17 protein-coding genes are annotated in these 17804 nt (G+C 38.1%); all 17 read right to left on the bottom strand.

The window, feature by feature from the left end; all coding sequences use genetic code 11:
* Positions 1 to 220: 220 nt before the first annotated feature.
* Complete coding sequence (gene prmC / locus ACLU24_RS02370) at positions 221 to 1069, bottom strand: peptide chain release factor N(5)-glutamine methyltransferase (protein ID WP_412610079.1); 849 nt, start codon at positions 1067 to 1069, stop codon at positions 221 to 223.
* Complete coding sequence (locus ACLU24_RS02365; protein ID WP_412610078.1) at positions 1066 to 2040, bottom strand: DUF1385 domain-containing protein; 975 nt, start codon at positions 2038 to 2040, stop codon at positions 1066 to 1068. Before ACLU24_RS02365 ends, prmC begins: the two co-directional genes overlap by 4 nt.
* 161 nt (positions 2041 to 2201) lie before the next feature.
* Positions 2202 to 3623: a sensor histidine kinase gene (locus ACLU24_RS02360; RefSeq protein ID WP_412610077.1), complete on the bottom strand. Its 1422-nt coding sequence runs from the start codon at positions 3621 to 3623 to the stop codon at positions 2202 to 2204.
* Between the two features lie 57 nt (positions 3624 to 3680).
* A complete protein-coding gene (locus ACLU24_RS02355) occupies positions 3681 to 3923 on the bottom strand; it encodes a hypothetical protein (protein ID WP_022265633.1) in 243 nt (80 codons plus the stop codon).
* A 3-nt stretch (positions 3924 to 3926) separates the two neighbouring features.
* The gene (locus tag ACLU24_RS02350; protein WP_412610076.1) at positions 3927 to 4628 is read right to left on the bottom strand and encodes a response regulator transcription factor; all 702 of its coding nucleotides are present in this window, start codon (positions 4626 to 4628) and stop codon (positions 3927 to 3929) included.
* Between the two features lie 25 nt (positions 4629 to 4653).
* Positions 4654 to 6027, bottom strand: coding sequence for an FG-GAP repeat domain-containing protein (locus ACLU24_RS02345; protein ID WP_412610075.1), 1374 nt, complete (start codon positions 6025 to 6027; stop codon positions 4654 to 4656).
* On the bottom strand, positions 6024 to 6740 hold the full coding sequence (gene trmB / locus ACLU24_RS02340) for a tRNA (guanosine(46)-N7)-methyltransferase TrmB (protein WP_412610074.1): 717 nt from the start codon (positions 6738 to 6740) through the stop codon (positions 6024 to 6026). Before trmB ends, ACLU24_RS02345 begins: the two co-directional genes overlap by 4 nt.
* Positions 6741 to 6898: 158 nt before the next feature.
* Positions 6899 to 8182: an alpha-amylase family glycosyl hydrolase gene (locus tag ACLU24_RS02335; protein WP_412610073.1), complete on the bottom strand. Its 1284-nt coding sequence runs from the start codon at positions 8180 to 8182 to the stop codon at positions 6899 to 6901.
* 111 nt (positions 8183 to 8293) lie between these two features.
* Positions 8294 to 8941 (bottom strand): sporulation protein YunB, encoded by a 648-nt coding sequence (gene yunB, locus ACLU24_RS02330; protein WP_412610072.1) that lies wholly within the window; start codon positions 8939 to 8941, stop codon positions 8294 to 8296.
* A gap of 647 nt (positions 8942 to 9588) precedes the next feature.
* On the bottom strand, positions 9589 to 10194 hold the full coding sequence (locus ACLU24_RS02325) for a manganese efflux pump MntP (protein WP_412610071.1): 606 nt from the start codon (positions 10192 to 10194) through the stop codon (positions 9589 to 9591).
* A gap of 20 nt (positions 10195 to 10214) precedes the next feature.
* Entirely contained in the window at positions 10215 to 10727 is a 513-nt protein-coding gene (yabQ, locus tag ACLU24_RS02320) for a spore cortex biosynthesis protein YabQ (protein ID WP_412610070.1), read from the bottom strand.
* A gap of 12 nt (positions 10728 to 10739) precedes the next feature.
* Complete coding sequence (gene yabP, locus ACLU24_RS02315) at positions 10740 to 11021, bottom strand: sporulation protein YabP (protein WP_412610069.1); 282 nt, start codon at positions 11019 to 11021, stop codon at positions 10740 to 10742.
* Positions 11022 to 11285: 264 nt separating this feature from the next.
* On the bottom strand, positions 11286 to 11528 hold the full coding sequence (locus tag ACLU24_RS02310; RefSeq protein WP_412610068.1) for an RNA-binding S4 domain-containing protein: 243 nt from the start codon (positions 11526 to 11528) through the stop codon (positions 11286 to 11288).
* A gap of 71 nt (positions 11529 to 11599) precedes the next feature.
* Positions 11600 to 11875: an HU family DNA-binding protein gene (locus tag ACLU24_RS02305; RefSeq protein WP_412610067.1), complete on the bottom strand. Its 276-nt coding sequence runs from the start codon at positions 11873 to 11875 to the stop codon at positions 11600 to 11602.
* A 68-nt stretch (positions 11876 to 11943) separates the two neighbouring features.
* Positions 11944 to 12660, bottom strand: a complete 717-nt coding sequence (mazG, locus tag ACLU24_RS02300) for a nucleoside triphosphate pyrophosphohydrolase (RefSeq protein ID WP_412610066.1) — start codon at positions 12658 to 12660, stop codon at positions 11944 to 11946.
* Between the two features lie 198 nt (positions 12661 to 12858).
* A complete protein-coding gene (locus ACLU24_RS02295; protein ID WP_412610065.1) occupies positions 12859 to 16389 on the bottom strand; it encodes a DNA polymerase III subunit alpha in 3531 nt (1176 codons plus the stop codon).
* 489 nt (positions 16390 to 16878) lie between these two features.
* Positions 16879 to 17799: a DNA-binding protein WhiA gene (gene whiA / locus ACLU24_RS02290; RefSeq protein ID WP_412610064.1), complete on the bottom strand. Its 921-nt coding sequence runs from the start codon at positions 17797 to 17799 to the stop codon at positions 16879 to 16881.
* Between the last annotated feature and the right edge of the window lie 5 nt (positions 17800 to 17804).

Raw genomic sequence — 17804 nt, 5'->3', positions numbered from 1 at the left:
CTGCGTTCGCCTAAGAAAAAACAAGTGTTGGGCTTCGCCCAAAAGTTTTTCGCTCTCTGCGGAGAGCGACCAAAGGCTCTGCCTTTGGAAACTGCGAGCCTTTAAAAAGGCTCGAGCGAAACTTTTAAGTTTCTTGGGGAAGTGCGTAAACTTACCGTGGATTTATTATATCATCTCATCAAAATTATGACAAGCATTTCAAGAACAAATTTTCGATATTTTAACGCACTGTTCCGAAAACTGCCCTATCCAAATCCGCCATATCTTTCAATACATAAATATCCTCAAGATTATTTTTCTTGAAAAGTTCAACAACCTCATTTGTCAAATCTTCGCCAATCTCAACACCAATAAAGCCGTTTTTCTTAATTTTGTTTTTCCAATTTTCCGCAATAAAATTATAAAAAATCATTCCGTCTTTTCCGCCGTCAAGTGCAAGCTTAGGTTCGTGCTGAACTTCTTTTGCAAGAGTTGCTATGACATCTGATTTTATATATGGCGGATTTGAAAGAACTGCATCAAACTCACTGTCTGAAAATTCCTCATAAAGCTTGAACATATCGCCCTTTATGGCTTTAATATTTTCGCAAGCATTACACTTTATATTTTTTTCAAGATAAGTAAAAGCCTTATCTGAAAGCTCTACCGCAAGAATTTCAGCCTTTGGATAAGCCTTTGCAAGAGCAATAGCCACCGCTCCACTTCCACTGCAAAGGTCTATTATTTTAGAATTTTCAACGCCCTTGATACGCTCTATTGCCTCTCGCACTAAAACCTCTGTATCATCTCTCGGAACGAGAACACCCTCTCCCACAAAAAGCGGAATATCCATAAATGTCCATTCTCCGAGAATATATTGCAAAGGATAGCCTGATGAACGCTTTTCAACAGCTGCAAGAAATTCTGCTTCAAGCTCTGCTTTTGGCGATTTATCGCCACTAACTACAAGCTCTGCACGATTCACTCCGAAAAAATGCTCCATAAGGCACATTGCATCATATTGCGGGCTATCTATTTCTGCGTTGCGGAAATCCGACCTTGCTTTTCTGTAAAGCTCAGACAATGTCATCCGATTCTGTCCTCTCCGTTTTCAGGAATTACATACTGCATAGCCTTAATGGCAACCTCAGCCATATCAGGGTCAGGCTCTTTTGTGGTAAGGTGTTGCATCCACATACCCGGTGCAGAAATTATACGAGTGATTATATTATCGTGTCTGCCGCATACTTTGATAAGTTCATAGCCTAAACCTACGACTATCGGAATACAAAGGACTTTTGTAAGTGTTCTTATAAAAGGATTTGTAAATGGTATGAAACAACCGACAAATATTCCGAGAATGAGTATGATTATAATAAAGCTTGTTCCGCATCTTGGGTGGAATCTTCTTTGCTTCATAACATTTTCAACAGTAAGTTCAAGACCGTATTCATAACAAAAAATTGTCTTATGCTCTGCACCGTGATATTTGTATAGGCGTCTGACATCTTTATTAAGCAAGCAAAGTGCCATATATCCGAGGAAAAGCAGTATTCTTACAAAGCCCTCAAATACCGAACGGTAAATCATATGGCTTCCGAGCCATTCTGAATTTGGAATCATCTGCAAGAGGTTAAAAAGCCAAGTTGGTACAAAAAAGAATAGTGCTACGCAAAAAGCAATAGAAATAACCATTGCAATGCCCATAAAGATTTTGAGAAATTTATCTCCGAATTTATCGTCAATCCACTTCTCGAATTTGCTCATTTCTTCTTCGGGCGTTTCTTCTACATCGTCAACTGCCAATTCTGCCGACCTCATAAGAGCCTTATAGCCTGTTCCGAAAGAGTCTATCATATTAACGATACCCCTTATAATAGGCACTCTGAATATTTTAGCCTTTTTACCAAGACCGAGAGGTTCCATTTCTTCAAGCAAAATTTCCCCGTCAGCCTTTCTGACTGCAATAGCAGTTTTCTTCGGACCTCTCATCATTATACCTTCCATAAGAGCCTGACCGCCAATTGAGGTTATCAGCTTTGTTTTTTCTCTTTTTTCCAATCCTATTACCCTCCTTGCAATTTGTTGCCATAAACGAAGTAATTACCAATGAACTACCGATAGGGCAAACTCAGTTAGTTCATCGGTAGTTTAATCCTCCGCAGCAATCAACTTACTTTTCCATTATCGAGCAAGACTTATCAAACGATTCCGTTAGCAGCTTATTTAACTATTATTTCTTTCGGTTCTTCTGGTTCTTCCTTTAAAATCGGTATCGAAATAGAAACTACTGTTCCTACTCCCTCTGTACTTGCAATATCCAATGTTCCTGAATGTAGCTTTACTATCTCATCAGCAACAGCAAGTCCTATACCTGAACCTCTCTGTGTCTGATTTGCCTTATAGAACTTTTCCTTAACCTTAGACAAATGCCTTGCCGGTATACCACAACCATTATCAGAAATCTTGATAACAATATTTTCTTCAACCTGTGATACCTCAATATTGATAATGCCACCCTCTGGTGTGTATTTTAAAGCATTATCTATTATATTTATAAATACCTGTCTTAGTCTGTTCTTATCGCCAAGTACAGCCGGCAATATTTCAGGTTCTTCATATATAAGGTGTTTATTCTCGCTCAAAGCTCTTTCTCTGAGCATATATATAGCTTCATCAATCTCTGCAAGAATATCTATCTTATCCATTTTAAGAACCATTCGGTTATTCTGTATTCTTGAGAAATCAAGAAGTTCCTCGACTATTCCGCTAAGACGTTCAGATTCGTTAACGATAATCTTCAAACCCTTTTCCATAGTCTTAGCATCACAAGAACCGCCCATTTGCATAGTTTCCGCCCAACCTTTAATAGCGGTAAGCGGTGTTCTGAGTTCGTGAGAAACCGAGGAAATGAAGTCATTTTTCATTTTTTCAGCATTTCCGAGTTCGCCTGCCATATAATTTATGGTGTCGCAAAGTTCGCCGATTTCGTCATCATAGAATTTTCCGATTCTTGCGTTAAAATCACCTTGAGCAATTCGCTTTGCCGTATCGCCTATTTCACGAACAGGCTTGACGATTGAACGCAAAAAATATGTACTCGATATAATTATCAAGAAAAGCACCAAAAGCCCAACAAGCGAAATTCCCGATATTGTTATGAATATCCGTCTGTCTGCCTCTTCAAGAGAAACTATATACCGCACTGCACCGACATATTCATCGTCACTGCCATAAATCATTCTTGTAAGAGCCATAACATTCTCGCCCGAATTAAGTCTGCCTGTCCAAGTAGCATATTCGCTTTTTTCAGACTTAGCCTGTTCATAATCAGGCATAACCTGTTCTTTATCGGGTTCAAAGCCCGTAGAAGTTATGACGACATCACCATTTGAATTTATGACCATAAGCTCCATAAGCTCTTTATCGGGAAAATTCTCGACATAAACTCTCGCAGTAGAGATAAATTCATCAGGTTTATTAAACATATTTGCAAGCTCTGATGAACGACCGCTTATGGTCTGCATTATTCCGTTGTAATAAAACGACTGCACAAAAAGTGCAAAGACAACTACAATCAGCAGGAGTATTGCCATTATTACGCCCATACTGTTTATAAGCCATCTTTTTGTAATACCTTTCAAAAAACAGACCTCCCGAATTCAAAAAGAATACAATTTCAAAGACTTAGCGTGTAATTGTCATTTTTTCTTAGGTGCAATATTTTCATTCTTGCTTGATTTAATTTCATCGGTCAGAATTTTAAGACCGTCCATAAGTGCGTGGTTTACGATTTCGGTACGGCTTTTAAATTCATCGCCCTTTTCCATAAGAATATAATCAAGAACAGTCTTAACATCACCATCAACTACGAGAGTTATTCCCTCAACTGTTCTGCCGTCACTGCTATCCAAATCGCAGTGCATAAATACTATCTTACCCATATTTTAAGCCTCCCATTTGTAGCCAAGTCCCCATACTGTGACTATATTTTTTGGTGAGGAAGGATTATCCTCTATCTTCATACGCAAACGGCGAATATTAACATCAACAATTTTTTCTTCACCAACATAATTTTCTCCCCATACATGGCGGAGAATATCCACTCTATCGAGAGCCGCTCCCGGACTTGAGAAGAAATATTCCATAATCTGAAATTCAACCTGTGTAAGGTCGATAAGCTGACCACGCTTTGTAAGTGTATGATTGCGCAGATTGAGAGCGAAATCACCTGACCTGATTTCTTCTTTGAAATTATTTTCTGTACGCATTTCTGCGATAGCAACTCGGCGATAAAGTGCATCAACTCTTGCAACAAGCTCTGATGGGCTGAACGGCTTAGTCACATAGTCGTCAGCACCAAGCATAAGTCCTGAAACCTTATCCATTTCCTGTGTTCTTGCGGTGAGCATAATAATTCCAATAGAGCCGTTTCTCTTTCTTAGCTCCTTGCAGACCTGAAGTCCGTCCATTCCAGGCATCATAATATCAAGAATGGCAATATCAAAATCTCCGCTCTTTTGTTCATATCTTTCAAGTGCGGCTTCTCCGCAGTCCGCTTCCGTAACATTATAACCTGCACGCTCAAGATTAATTACAACAAATTCTCTTATGGCAGTTTCGTCTTCTGCAACAAGAATATTTTTCATACCTATCCTATCCTTTCGTAATTTTTTAACTCATCAGCATAAAACATTCATTTAGTTCTTCCTCAGTAAGAGAAAGTTTATTTTTAGAATTTTCTATCTTAACGGCATAATAGCTATTATCTGTTTTTCTCAACAAAATCTTTTCACTTGAGCTTTCGGAATCCCATTCTTTTTTTGAATATACATAAATTGTAAATAATTTATCTCCTATATAGCCTGTATTTGTTTCGTCAGAAAGCCACTCGTATACCGAAAGTGTTCTATCTTCATTATTAATTCTCGCAGTAACATAGGTAGGCCAGCTATTTTTCTTATCTGTAAGCCATTTTTCAGGTATTTTCAGATAATATCCGTCCTTATAGTTAATTACCATATTGAGAACAACCTTAAAGGAGTTTGTCTTTAGCTGATATTGATTCCATGTTGTAAGACTGCATATAGTTGTGGCATCTTCTTTATTTCCTGCCGGCATAGTAGCTACTGACGGAATTTCGATTATACCATCATTATTTATATCCTTGCTTATAGTAGAAGTTGTTCTTGTAGTTACATTAGTATTTGAAGAGGTTTGAAGTAATGTACTCAGCGGATTTTTTAGAGCCTGTTCTTTATTATCCCAATAAATAATCTGTGTTGAGATTGTACCGCTATGACTTTCACCATCAATAATCAAAGCTCTTGTATTAGAATCCACCATACCAACGCTTGCATTAGAAATTCTTGTAAGCTCGGAATCAAGTGGTACTGATGAACTCAACATAGGACGCTTTTCATTTGTAGAATACTTAAAGAACTTTGCAAGAGAACCATCATCTTTATTTGCAATAGTAAGCAATATTAGTTCAGACTGATTATCGTTATCAAAATCCGCACAAGCAAGCTCATTATATGTTGAATCTATTGGCATCTCACGAATCTGATTATGTTCATCATCAAAGGCATATGCACTTATTTGTTTTTCGTTGCTTCCGAGTGAAGTCCAACCTATAAAAAGTTCAAGCTTATTATCGCCGTTTATATCAGCAAAAAACATTCTGTCAACGCCTGCCGCACTACTTTGTATAGTTGCAATACTTTTCCATGATTCGTCTTGCTTTGTCATAATCATAAGATTAATCTTTGCGTTTTCATTGCCTGATGAAAATAACGCAATCGCCTCATCAGAGCCGTCATTATCTAAATCTTGCATAGTTACTGCCGAGCGATATTCTCCTGATTGCGGATACACAAAAGTAAAGCCCGAGCCCGCTTTTTCTTCTATTATATTTTGAATTTCTGCCTTATCACCAGTCGGTCTTGGCGGACGCATCATATTTCCGCCGTCTGTAAAGTTTGCCGAGCATCCCGACAATACAGCTATCGACAGTACCATAATTAAAGCGAGAATCCGCTTTTTCATACCTCAATCGTTTCCTTTCCGCTCTTAGGCTTCTTCAAAACAGGCATTTCCTTTAGCTCAGCTTTTTTCGCTATAAGGAATTTTATTTTTATGCCCTCATCAGAAAACATCTTTTCGTGTTCGGTCATCAGGTTTGGCTCATAGCCTGAATTATGTAAATCACGAGTTATATATACTATTTCAAAACCTGATTCTGCAAAATATTCAAGACTTTCCTCAAAAAGCTCATCATCGTCTGTCTTAAAATGAATCTCTCCGCCGTCAACAAGAAAATCTCTATACTGTATAAGCTGACGGGTATGTGTAAGACGGCGTTTCTTATGCTTTCCACGAGGCCAAGGATTACAGAAGTTTATGTAAATTCTTTCTGCATTATCCTCCTTGCCAAGCATATTAGAAACAAGCTCAATATTATGAATAGTTAATATAACATTTTCCGGCTTTTCGTTAGTTTTTTCAAAAGCTTTTACGATATTACGCTTTGCAAGACCGAGCATTTCGTTTTTAATATCAATCGCAAGATAGTTTATATCACGATTGAGATAAGCCGCTTGAGCCATAAAGCCGCCCTTACCACAGCCAAGCTCAATATGAAACGGCTGTTTTTTCGGATAAAGCTCTGCCCATCTGCCCTTATAGTCATCAGGATTATCTATATAGAAACCACATTCAAGTAGTTCAGGTCTTGCCCAAGGTTTATGTCTTATTCTCATAAAATCTATCACCAAATTCTAAAAATTAAAAAATAAATAAAAAAATCACATAATATTATACCAAATTTAAATATAAGTTATTTTCTATATTAGAATTATATGTCGATTTCTGAAAAAAAGGTATTGCCCGAAAGCAATACCTTAAATCTTAAAATAATTTAGCACTCTATAATTACCGGGAAACCGTCAAGTTCAATTTCGCCATTCTTGACGAAAACTGTCTTGCCATTGATTTTATTTTTATATTCGCCGTCCGGAACTTCTGCCTCAACTATGCACTCATAGCATTTCATACTAAATGCACCGAAAACAATGCCCTTATCCGACTTGTATGTAATAGTTACAGCGTTTTCGCTATCATAGGCTTTAAGCTCATATGTACCGTTTGTGATAACCTCACTCTGCTTTACACGATAAAGATTATGAAGAATCGGTGTAAGGTCAAAGCCTGTATTCCAATCGACCTTATCATAATCAAAAAGGCTTGGTGTATTGGTATTTTCTGTTTCCTGACCTGCATAAAGCAAAGCTGTACCCTTTAGCATATACATAAAGGCTGTATAATTGATAACCTCCTGTTCAGTAACAAAAAGCTTTTTTGCTCTTGCTCTGTCGTGATTTTCAAGGCAACGAAGTTTTATGTAATTTTCAGGATAAATATACTCTTGCTGATTAAGTGCGTCTATATAATTGCTAAGAGGAATTTCTCCGTCAATGTATGCAAGATACTTTGGATAAACGTCATAATCATATAGCATATCAAATGCCTGATAAAGCTCTGCGTCTGAAAGGCAGTTAAAGCCTGTATCACGAGCATATTTAATCAAGCCATATTCAACGGATTCAGCAAGCCACAGGCAATCGGGATTTACCTCTGCAACCTCTTTTCTTGCACGATTCCAAAATTCAATCGGCACTAAGGAAGCAACATCACAGCGGAAACCATCTACAATCTTTGCCCACATCTTTAGGGTTTCAATCTGATAATCCCAAAGGTCTTTATTTGTATAATCGAGGTCTATAACATCTGTCCAATCGCCAACCTTGTTGCCGAAATTACCGTCAGGCTTTTTATAGAAAAACTCAGGGTGTTCCTTGCTAAGAACGGATTCGTGTGAGGTATGATTATAAACAACATCAATCATACACTTCATACCCTTTTCGTGAATGGCTGAAACAAGTTCCTTAAAATCTTCCATTGTACCATATTCAGGATTAACTGCACGATAATCGCTTATAGAATAAGGACAGCCAAGCTCGCCCTTTTTATTAATTTCACCTATCGGGTGAATAGGCATAAACCAGATATAATCAACACCAAGAAGCTTAATTCTATCGAGGTCTTTCATAACTCCTTTAAAATCTCCGCTTTCGCTGTGGTTACGGACATAAACGCTATAAATAACCTTATTTTTGAGTGATTTGCTTGTATTGCTTGCCATTTGTCGATTCCTCCAAAATATTTTATAAAAAATTTTTGTAAATCATCTTTTTATATTTTACACCAAGCAACAAATAAATACAAGTGATTTTATGTAAATTTCCAACAATAATTATGCAATATTTTTTGCACCTCCATAAAGAGCATAATTCGGAACTTCACCGACAATTATAGTTTCTGCAATTACGACAGTTGTAGTTACGCTTGTATTTTCACTTGCCGGCGGAACTAAAACCGTCATATCGGTTGTTATAGTAAGTGAAAGTTTATGTACGGTTTGGTTAATGCCACCACTTTCAAATTCAGAAACAAAGTCTGTTTCTGTACTGCCCGACATAGAAATATGCAAAGGAATATCAGGTCCACGCATATATAATAAATTAAGCCCCATAAGAGTTCCCATTGGAACATCAATTCTACGGTTTTTTATATCCTCGAGCTTTTCACCTACTCTAAGGCTGACTTCGGTTTTTAGCTTGTTGACATTTGCCATATTTGTTGCGATTTCGAGTACAGAACCGTTTTCCGCTCGTGTAGTTTCGGCAAGCTTTTCATAGGAAAGCTCCAATTCGTCCATAACCTCTGAAACGGCTTCATTTATTACTTCTGTGCAAAGTCTTTTCCCTTGAACAATCGCAATAGCCGAAACTGTTGGTCTGACACGAATTTCGAGAAAAATAAGAAACAATAGTAATATAACAAGCACAATGATAAGCCAGCGTTTTAATCTGCGTCTTTTTTTAATAGCTGCAACAGTCATAAAAAAGCCCCTGTGCCATTATACACAGAGGCTTTGTCTTATGTTACAATGCAGTAAAATGATACTTCCAAGATGGGTCATCTACTATGCAGGCGGACACAGTTCGCCCATACGATTAGCTAACGCACTTATCTAAGACAATTAAAAGCTCACAGTTTCCAAAGGTAGTCACCTACGGCGGAGCCTTTGGTAGTTCCATTGGTAATTACTTTATCCGCGACAATAAACCGCCCTTGCAGATGTCGAGGTTTTGCTTGCAAAACCGATTACGCATCTTGGGGGCGGCGGCTCGCCGCTTAAGGGCAAAGCCCTTAACATTCTTTACTCCTGAGGGCGGACTTCGTCCGCCCTTAATGACTAATGTCACTGACAAAAGGAAATCGTATGAGCGAACACAGTTCGCCCATACGATTAGCTAACGCACTTATCTAAGACAATTAAAAGTTCACAGTTTCCAAAGGTAGTCACCTACGGCGGAGCCTTTGGTAGTTCCATTGGTAATTACTTTATCTGCGGCAATAAACTGCCCTTGCAGATGTCGAGGTTTTGCTTGCAAAACCGATTCCGCATCTTGGGGGCGGCGGCTCGCCGCTTTGAAAAGGCTCAAGCGAAACTTTTAAACATCTTATAGGAAGTGTTTTAGCTAATTACATAAAGAACAAATGCTCAATCAAAATCTTTGTGCCTATTCCTATGAGAACTATTCCGCCGAGAATTTCTGCTTTATTTGAAAGCAATGAACCGAATTTTTTGCCTAAATATACTCCAGTAAAAGAAATTACAAAGGTTATAGCACCTATCATCAAGACAGCTATAAGCATAAGCATTATAGTGCTTGCTCCTACTGCTGATGGCAAAATAACTCCTGTCGCAAGTGCGTCTATACTTGTAGCAACAGCCATAAGCAAAAGTGTCTTTGTCGATGTGGCGGTTTTATTGTCCTTTTTCTCAACTTCTTCGCCCTTAGATTCCTTTATTCTGTCCTTAATCGCTTCAATAAGCATATTTCCACCGATAATCAAAAGAAGTATAAAGGCTATGTAGTGGTCAACGCTCTCTATGAGCTGTTGTCCAGCCTTACCAACTATCCAACCGATAACCGGCATCATAAACTGAAAGATTCCGAACGCTGCCGCAATCTTTATAGCAAAGCTTGGTTTAAAGTTCTTTACAATAGCTCCATTTGTTACAGATACTGCGAATGCGTCCATCGCAAGACCTACGGCTATGCCTATAACTGCAATATAATCCATATAAATTACTCCTCAAATTTTTAAAGCTTTGGTTTAGCCATTATCCTTGGCTTTTGTGGTATTTCAGGCACTTTAGAACTTGCCCTGATTTTAACTTTCTTCTTTGGTTTACGCTTTGGCTTTATTTTTTTCCATAGTTTTGTTAACAAAACCGATATAAACGAATAAAGCTTATGAAATAAAATCCTAAATGGATTCGTAATAAAAAAATATATCTTCGCAAAAAAATCAGTAATAGCTTTTGAGCATTTTAAAATAATTTCCCCGATAAAAAGATAGAATAAGAAAAAGCCTATTAGTTCACCAAAAACAACATAATAACGCAGACTTCCCCAAGTCGTCGCTACTGAATAAAAAAATGTTGTAAAGGTACATACAAGCATAAATAGTATATCCATAACAAACAGTAATTTTTTACTTGGCGGAGATATTATTTTAATTATACCCATAGCGGTATATATTACCGCAAGAATCACACCCAAAACGCAGGAATATATAAAAGCCTGGGTCTGAGCCTCTAAGGTAAGCTCCATAGGCAGATTCTCCTATCTAAAAAGTCTGGAAAAAAATCCGCCATTATTTTTGTTAATTTCCTGATAGCCGAGAGAATCAATTTTTCCTTCAAGGCTAAGTTCTCCACTCTCTACGCTAAAACCTTTAATCTGTAAAGAATTGCCTTTTATAATAAGCTCGCCAATATCCGTAATAAGCACAACTGTTTGCTCATCAAAGCTATCAACATCGGATATGCCTGTTAAAGTAAGCGTTTTTCTATCTTCCATAATAAGGTTATGTTTGCGTTTCAGCACTTTGCTGTTTTCCTGCATAACTAAGCCCTCCCGAAATCATCTCTTAAGCAATTATATGATTTCGTCCATAAATTTATGTGTGGGGCTAAGTACTTTTGATGTCAAGATATAGAATAACTTGTCCTGTCAATTAGCTAATAAACTTTTAAGTGTCTAAAATAAGTTCATCAGCTAAACGGTAGCTCATTGGAAAATTTTCCGACCGCGTCAACTATCTTCCCTAACTCACTACGAGCGAGACTTGTCGAGCGATTCCGCGTCTTGACGGCGGCTCGCCGCCGCTTATTCTAAAATCTTATACATCAAAGGGGCATCTTCTTTTTTGGCATATTCATTTATGCTGACGACCTCTGCTTTTATCGGCTTTGTGCCAAGAGCTATTTCCAATATATCACCAACCTTTACATCATAAGATGCTCTTGCCGGCTTGCCATTAACTATAACTCTGCCTGCGTCACAGGCCTCATTAGCAACTGTTCTGCGTTTGATTATTCTTGAAACTTTTAAATATTTATCCAATCTCATATATCTATCCCTCCATAAAAAAGAAATCCGACTGCCACTGCGTAGTCGGATTTTCTGAATTAAATTTTAAATTACTTGTTGACAGCGTCCTTGAATGCCTTGCCAACCTTGAATGCTGGAACCATAGATGCAGGAATCGGTATCTTCTCGCCTGTCTGTGGATTGCAGCCTTCTCTCTCTTTTCTTTCTCTTCTCTCGAATGTACCGAAGCCTACGAGCTGAATCTTCTCACCCTTAGCAACTTCTTCTACAACTGTGTCGAGGAGTGCGTTAACTGCTTTTTCTGCGTCCTTCTTAGAGAGTTCTGCTTTTTCTGCAACAGCAGCAATAAGTTCTGTCTTGTTCATTATTATATTCCTCCTACTTCATTGAACTCATAGAAATGAGTTTCTTTTTGAGTATATATATCTAAGCCTTACTTTGATGAATTTTCTTCGAGTTTTCTAAAGTTCTCTGTAAAATCATCACAGGCACGATATAGCGATTCTTCCGGGTTTACATCAACCATAGCAGCAAGATTTATAACTGAGAAAAGCAATTCTCCGATTTTGCGGTTATTTTCTGCCTTGTCATCAGAAGCTTTTGAAAGAGCTTTCAATTTTTCTTCTGTATCCTCATATGCAGCATCATAACTTTTAGGTGCATAACCTGCTTTTTTAGCCTTAGAGCGAATTTTATCTGCTCTCATAAGTGCCGGCAAGGATTTTGCAACACTATCCATAGCCTCGCTTGCTTTGGTCTGGGACTTGGTTTTCATCTTAATATCGTCCCAATTTTTGAGGACTTCCTCTGGTGTATCTGCGGTAATATTGCCAAAAACATGAGGATGACGGATAATCAACTTTTTACATATTCCATCGGCAACATCTGAGAAATTAAAACTATTCTTTTCTTCCTCAATTCTTGAATGGAAAACAACTTGCAAAAGAGCATCTCCAAGCTCTTCCTTAAGAAGCTCAGTATCTTCATTGTCGATTGCCTCGATAACTTCATATGTTTCCTCAATAAAATTTTGGCGAATAGATTTATGGTTTTGTTCCCTATCCCAAGGACAGCCATTTTCGCTTCGGAGGATTTCCATAATCTTAATCAGGTCGTCAATTCCGTATTTATCCTTAAAATTAAAATCCATAGAAACATCTCCAAATCTCTATAAATGCTATACTTGGTGCTAAAATAGTATACCCTATTAAGCTGATATTTTCAAGGCATTTTTGGTATTTTTTATATATTTTTTAAAAACCGTATAAATTATAGCTTTTTTAGGGCAGTTTACGTAAAAACTTTGGCTATTTTACTATAATAAACAGTTGAAATCCACATTTTAAGGCTATTTCAGGGCGACATTTTTATCGCCGATTCTTCGTTTAAGTTCTCTTATCATAACATCATTGAGGTCTACCCACATATTTCTTGGCACTCGCAAAAGCTTTTTACTATCCTCAAAGTAGAAATATACAGGAGTAGAACCGTCAAATATATTCAAAACCTGCTTTGCACGAATAAATTCATTACATTCCTGATTCTTAAATCTCAGATAAAGCCCTGATTTATCGCTACTGCCTTTATTATTGTTTTGTGTTTTTATTTCGGGCTGCTCAGTTTTTTTCTGAGATGAACTATACATCGCCTTAAATTGTTCAATCTCGGCATCTGTTTTTGGCGCTGGGTAAACTCTGTTACACAAAAGTTTGGTTTCTTCGTCCTCCTTGATGCTTACAGTACATTCCGCAAGAATAGCCTTGCCATCTCTTATAAGCGTACTGTATTCCATAAGTGTTTTCGGAAAAACAAGCATTTCTATACTGCCGAATTTATCTTCAAGAGTCACAAACGCCATAGTAGAACCGTTTTTTGTAATCTTAGTTCTGACCTCATTTATAAACGCAATAACCCTTACACGCTTGCCGTCATTATAATATGCTGAACCTTCAAGAATATTGTTTATAAGGTCGGCATTGAGAGCCTTAGACGCATTTTCATATTCTGCAATAGGGTGTCCTGACAAATAAAGACCAATAACTTCCTTTTCGAGCTTTAAGCGTTCATTTTCGTCAAATTCATCTATGCTTTTTAGCTGATATGTGGGTTCTTCATTATCGTCACTCATGCCGAATAAATCAAGCTGTCCTGCGACATTGTCACGATGGTCCCTCGCAAGAGAATCTACCAAACCATCGAGAGAATAAAGCATTTGTCGACGATTTGCACCGAGTTTATCCAAAGCACCGCATTTTATAAGACTTTCAACCGCTCTCTTATTCATATCCTTGCTATAAACTCTATTGCAAAAATCATAGAAAGAAGTGTATTCGCCGTTTCTGCGTTCATTTATTATATTCGTGATAAAGCCTTTTCCGATATTTTTAATAGCCATAAGTCCGAAACGGATATTCTTTCCGCATACGGTAAAGCCAATATCGCTTTCATTTACATGAGGCGGAAGAACTCTGATATTATGCTTCATACAATCATCAATATATACGGCAACCTTGCCCGAATTATCAAGCACGCTTGAAAGCAAGGCGGCATTATATTCACAAGGATAATGGCACTTCAGATATGCCGTTTGATATGAAATCATAGCATAGCAGGCCGCATGAGCCTTATTAAAAGCATAGGACGCAAAGCTTTCCATTTCTGCGAATATTTCCTCGGCAATGTTTCTTGGAATACCTCGTCTTATACAACCTTCAACCTCAACACTGCCATCTTCTCGCAAAAGTCCTTCTATAAATATTTTGCGTTCGTGTTCCATAACATCGGCTTTTTTCTTGGACATCGCCCTTCGCACAATATCCGCTCTGCCGAGAGAGTATCCCGCAAGACTTCTGAAAATCTGCATAACCTGTTCCTGATAAACAATACAGCCATAAGTAACCTCAAGTATAGGCTTTAAAAGTTCGTGCTTATAGGTAACCTTTTCGGGATTGTGACAGTTTTCTATATATTTCGGGATAGAATCCATAGGTCCTGGGCGATATAGAGAAATAACCGCAATCAAATCTTCGATAGTTTCAGGTTTTAGCTGTGTAAGAACATTTCTCATACCGCTTGATTCAAATTGAAAAACGCCCTCGGTATCTCCCTTAGAAAGCATTTCAAAAACTTTTTTATCATCATCGGGAATATTTTTTATCGAAAAGAGCGGCTCATTTTTACGAATCATCTTTTCTGTATCATCAAGAACAGTGAGGTTTCTAAGTCCAAGAAAATCCATTTTCAGCAAGCCGAGTTCATCAAGTGTGGTCATCGTAAACTGTGTTACGATAGCCTCATCATTTCTCGAAAGTGGGACATACTCGCTTACAGGCTTATCAGTTATAACGACACCTGCCGCATGAGTTGTTGCGTGACGAGGTGTTCCCTCAAGTCTCATAGCCATATCAATTAATCTATGGACTGCCGGTTCGTTATCATATCTCTGTGCAAGCTCATCAGAAATCGTAAGAGCCTTTTCAATAGTCATTTTCAGGTCATACGGCACAAGCTTTGCAACGGAATCAACCTCCGCATAAGGCATTGCCAAAGCTCTTCCGACATCTCTTATAGCACCTCTTGCCGCCATCGTTCCGAATGCAACTATCTGTGCCACATGGTCAGAGCCATATTTTCTTATGACATAATCTATGACTTCCTGTCGCCTATCCTTACAGAAATCCACATCAAAATCAGGCATACTTACTCTTTCCGGATTGAGAAATCTCTCAAAGAGCAGATTATATTTAATCGGGTCTATTCCTGTAATACCTATACAATACGCCGCAAGACTTCCCGCACCAGAACCTCTGCCCATTCCGACAGGTATTCCGTTCTTTTTTGCATAGCTTACATAGTCATTGACAATAAGGTAATAATCAACATAACCCATTTTGATTATTACAGAAAGCTCATATTCAAGCCTATCAATAAGACTTTGGCTTGGATTTTCTCCATATCTTCTATGAAGTCCTTTATAACATTCCTCACGGAAATACTTTATATGGTCTTTGCCGTCCGGAACATCAAAGCGTGGCAATTTTGTCTTACCGAACTCAAATTCAACATTACATCGTTCTGCAATCTTGACTGTATTTTCGTAAGCCTCCGGCAAATTCGGAAAAAGCTCACGCATTTCTGCTTCATTTTTAAGATAAAATTCATCTGTCGGAAACTCAAATGAATTTTCGTCCTCTATTGTATGGTTTGTCTGTATGCAAAGCAAAATTTTATGCAAATCCTTATCTTCACGCTTGATATAATGGCAGTCATTCGTTACAACAAGCGGTATATCACATTCTTTAGAAAGCTTTATTATGTCAGGATTTATGCGTTTTTGTTCAAGTATTCCGTGGTCTTGAAGTTCAAGAAAGAAATTATTTTCGCCGAAAATTCCCTTGTACTTCAAAGCTTTTTCCTTTGCAAGCTCATAATTTCCACGCATAAGTGCTTTAGGAATTTCACCCGCAAGACAAGCGGAAAGTGCAATTATTCCCTCGTGATATTTTTCCAAGAGTTCCTCATCAATTCTCGGTTTACCGTAAAAACCGTCTATCCAAGCCATAGAAACAAGCTTTATCAGATTTTGATAGCCGACATTATTTTCGCACAAAAGTACCATATGGCGATTTTCTCTATCAAGTTCAGCGATTTTATCCGTATATTTTCTTGGAGCAACATAGACTTCACAACCAATAATCGGTTTTATTCCCTCTTTTTTAGCGGCTTTATAGAAATCAATAACGCCATACATACAGCCGTGGTCGGTTATGGCTATTGCCGGTTGAGATAGCTCTTTAGCAGCTTTTACAAGATTTTTTATTTTGCAAGCACCGTCAAGCAGGCTATATTCAGTATGGACATGAAGATGTACAAAACTCATGGTATCACCTCACAAATAAAAATAGCTAATAAACTCCTAAGAAGACACTTAAGGTTTAGGTCGAGCCTTTTTAAAGGCTCGCAGTTTCCAAAAGCAGAGCCTTTGGTCGCTCTCCGCAGAGAGCGAAACTCTTTATACTTCTCTAAGCGCAGGAGGGTAGAAAAACATTCCGGTGGAATGTTTTTCGTAGGGAACCCTCGCAGGGGGTTCCCTGTAAGACTAATGTTACTAACGAGAGAGAATTTAGCGGTGGACTTCGTCCACCGCTTTAGAAGAAAGAAATGTTAAGGGAGTTGCCCTTAAAACCCACGAGGGACTCCGTCCCTCGACCCTGCGAGCCTTTGAAAAGGCTCGAGCGAAACTTTTAATTGTCTTTGGGAAATCTGTTAACTTATCGGTAGTTTCATCGACCGCGTCAACTATCTTCCCTAATTCACTACGAGCGAGGCTTGCCGAGCGATTCCGCGTCTTGACGGTGGAGGCACTCCACTATCCTAATTCTTCGGCTAATTCCATTATTCGCTCAATTCTATGATTAACTCCAGAACGGCTTATCGGCGGACTTAACATCTCACCCAATTCCCTCAAGCTACTTTCCGGATTTTCTACCCTCAAAATTGCTAACTCATACAAATCATTCGGCAAGGATTCTAAACCCCTCTTTTTCTTTATCTTATCAATAGCCAAAAGCTGTTTTGCAGAAGCCTTTGCAGTCTTATTGCTATTCGCCGTTTCTGAATTTATTTTACGATTAACAGTATTTCTTACAGATTTAAGCATCTTTTCTTGAATAATTTGCAAGGCTGACATCTGAGCACCTATTAAAGTAAGAAGGTCGGATATGCCATCGCTGTCTTTCAGATAGACAATAAAACTACCCTTGCGATTGATAATCTTGGGCTTTACTGCTAATTGTTCTATCTCCTCGATAAGATAAGATAAATCCTTTGCAAGATTCTGAAAAGGTGAAACAAATTCCAAATGATAATCCTTTTGTGGGTCGGTAACATTTCCGTATGATAAAAAAGCCCCCCTCAAAAATGACGGAAAGCTTTCCTCTGAATCAAAGTTCGCACGATTTATATGCAGACTAAGTTCGTCACCGCTATGACCGAAAAATTTAAGCAAAATATTTCTACTTGGAAAATCCGGTGAGGTAACAGTAATCTGCTTATCTCTAAGAGATTTTCTGTTCAGCGGTATATTAACATCAAAAATACTGCCCGTAATCAGCGTCATAAGCTGAGAATATGTTCTTGCAACTGTTGGACTTTCTGTTGCAAAAAGTACCTTATCCGAACGCTGTAATTTTGAAAAAATAGTCATTCCGTAAGCCTGAGCCTTCATCTCGGAAATGGTTTTGCACTCCACTCCAGCAAGCTCAGACTTAACCTCTTGAGAAAATGACATCTACT

Source organism: Pseudoruminococcus sp. (genome assembly GCF_047012705.1).
Lineage (GTDB): Bacteria > Bacillota > Clostridia > Oscillospirales > Acutalibacteraceae > Pseudoruminococcus.
The sequence above is the reverse complement of the archived record's forward strand: the minus strand, read 5'-3'. Positions and strand labels throughout refer to the sequence as shown.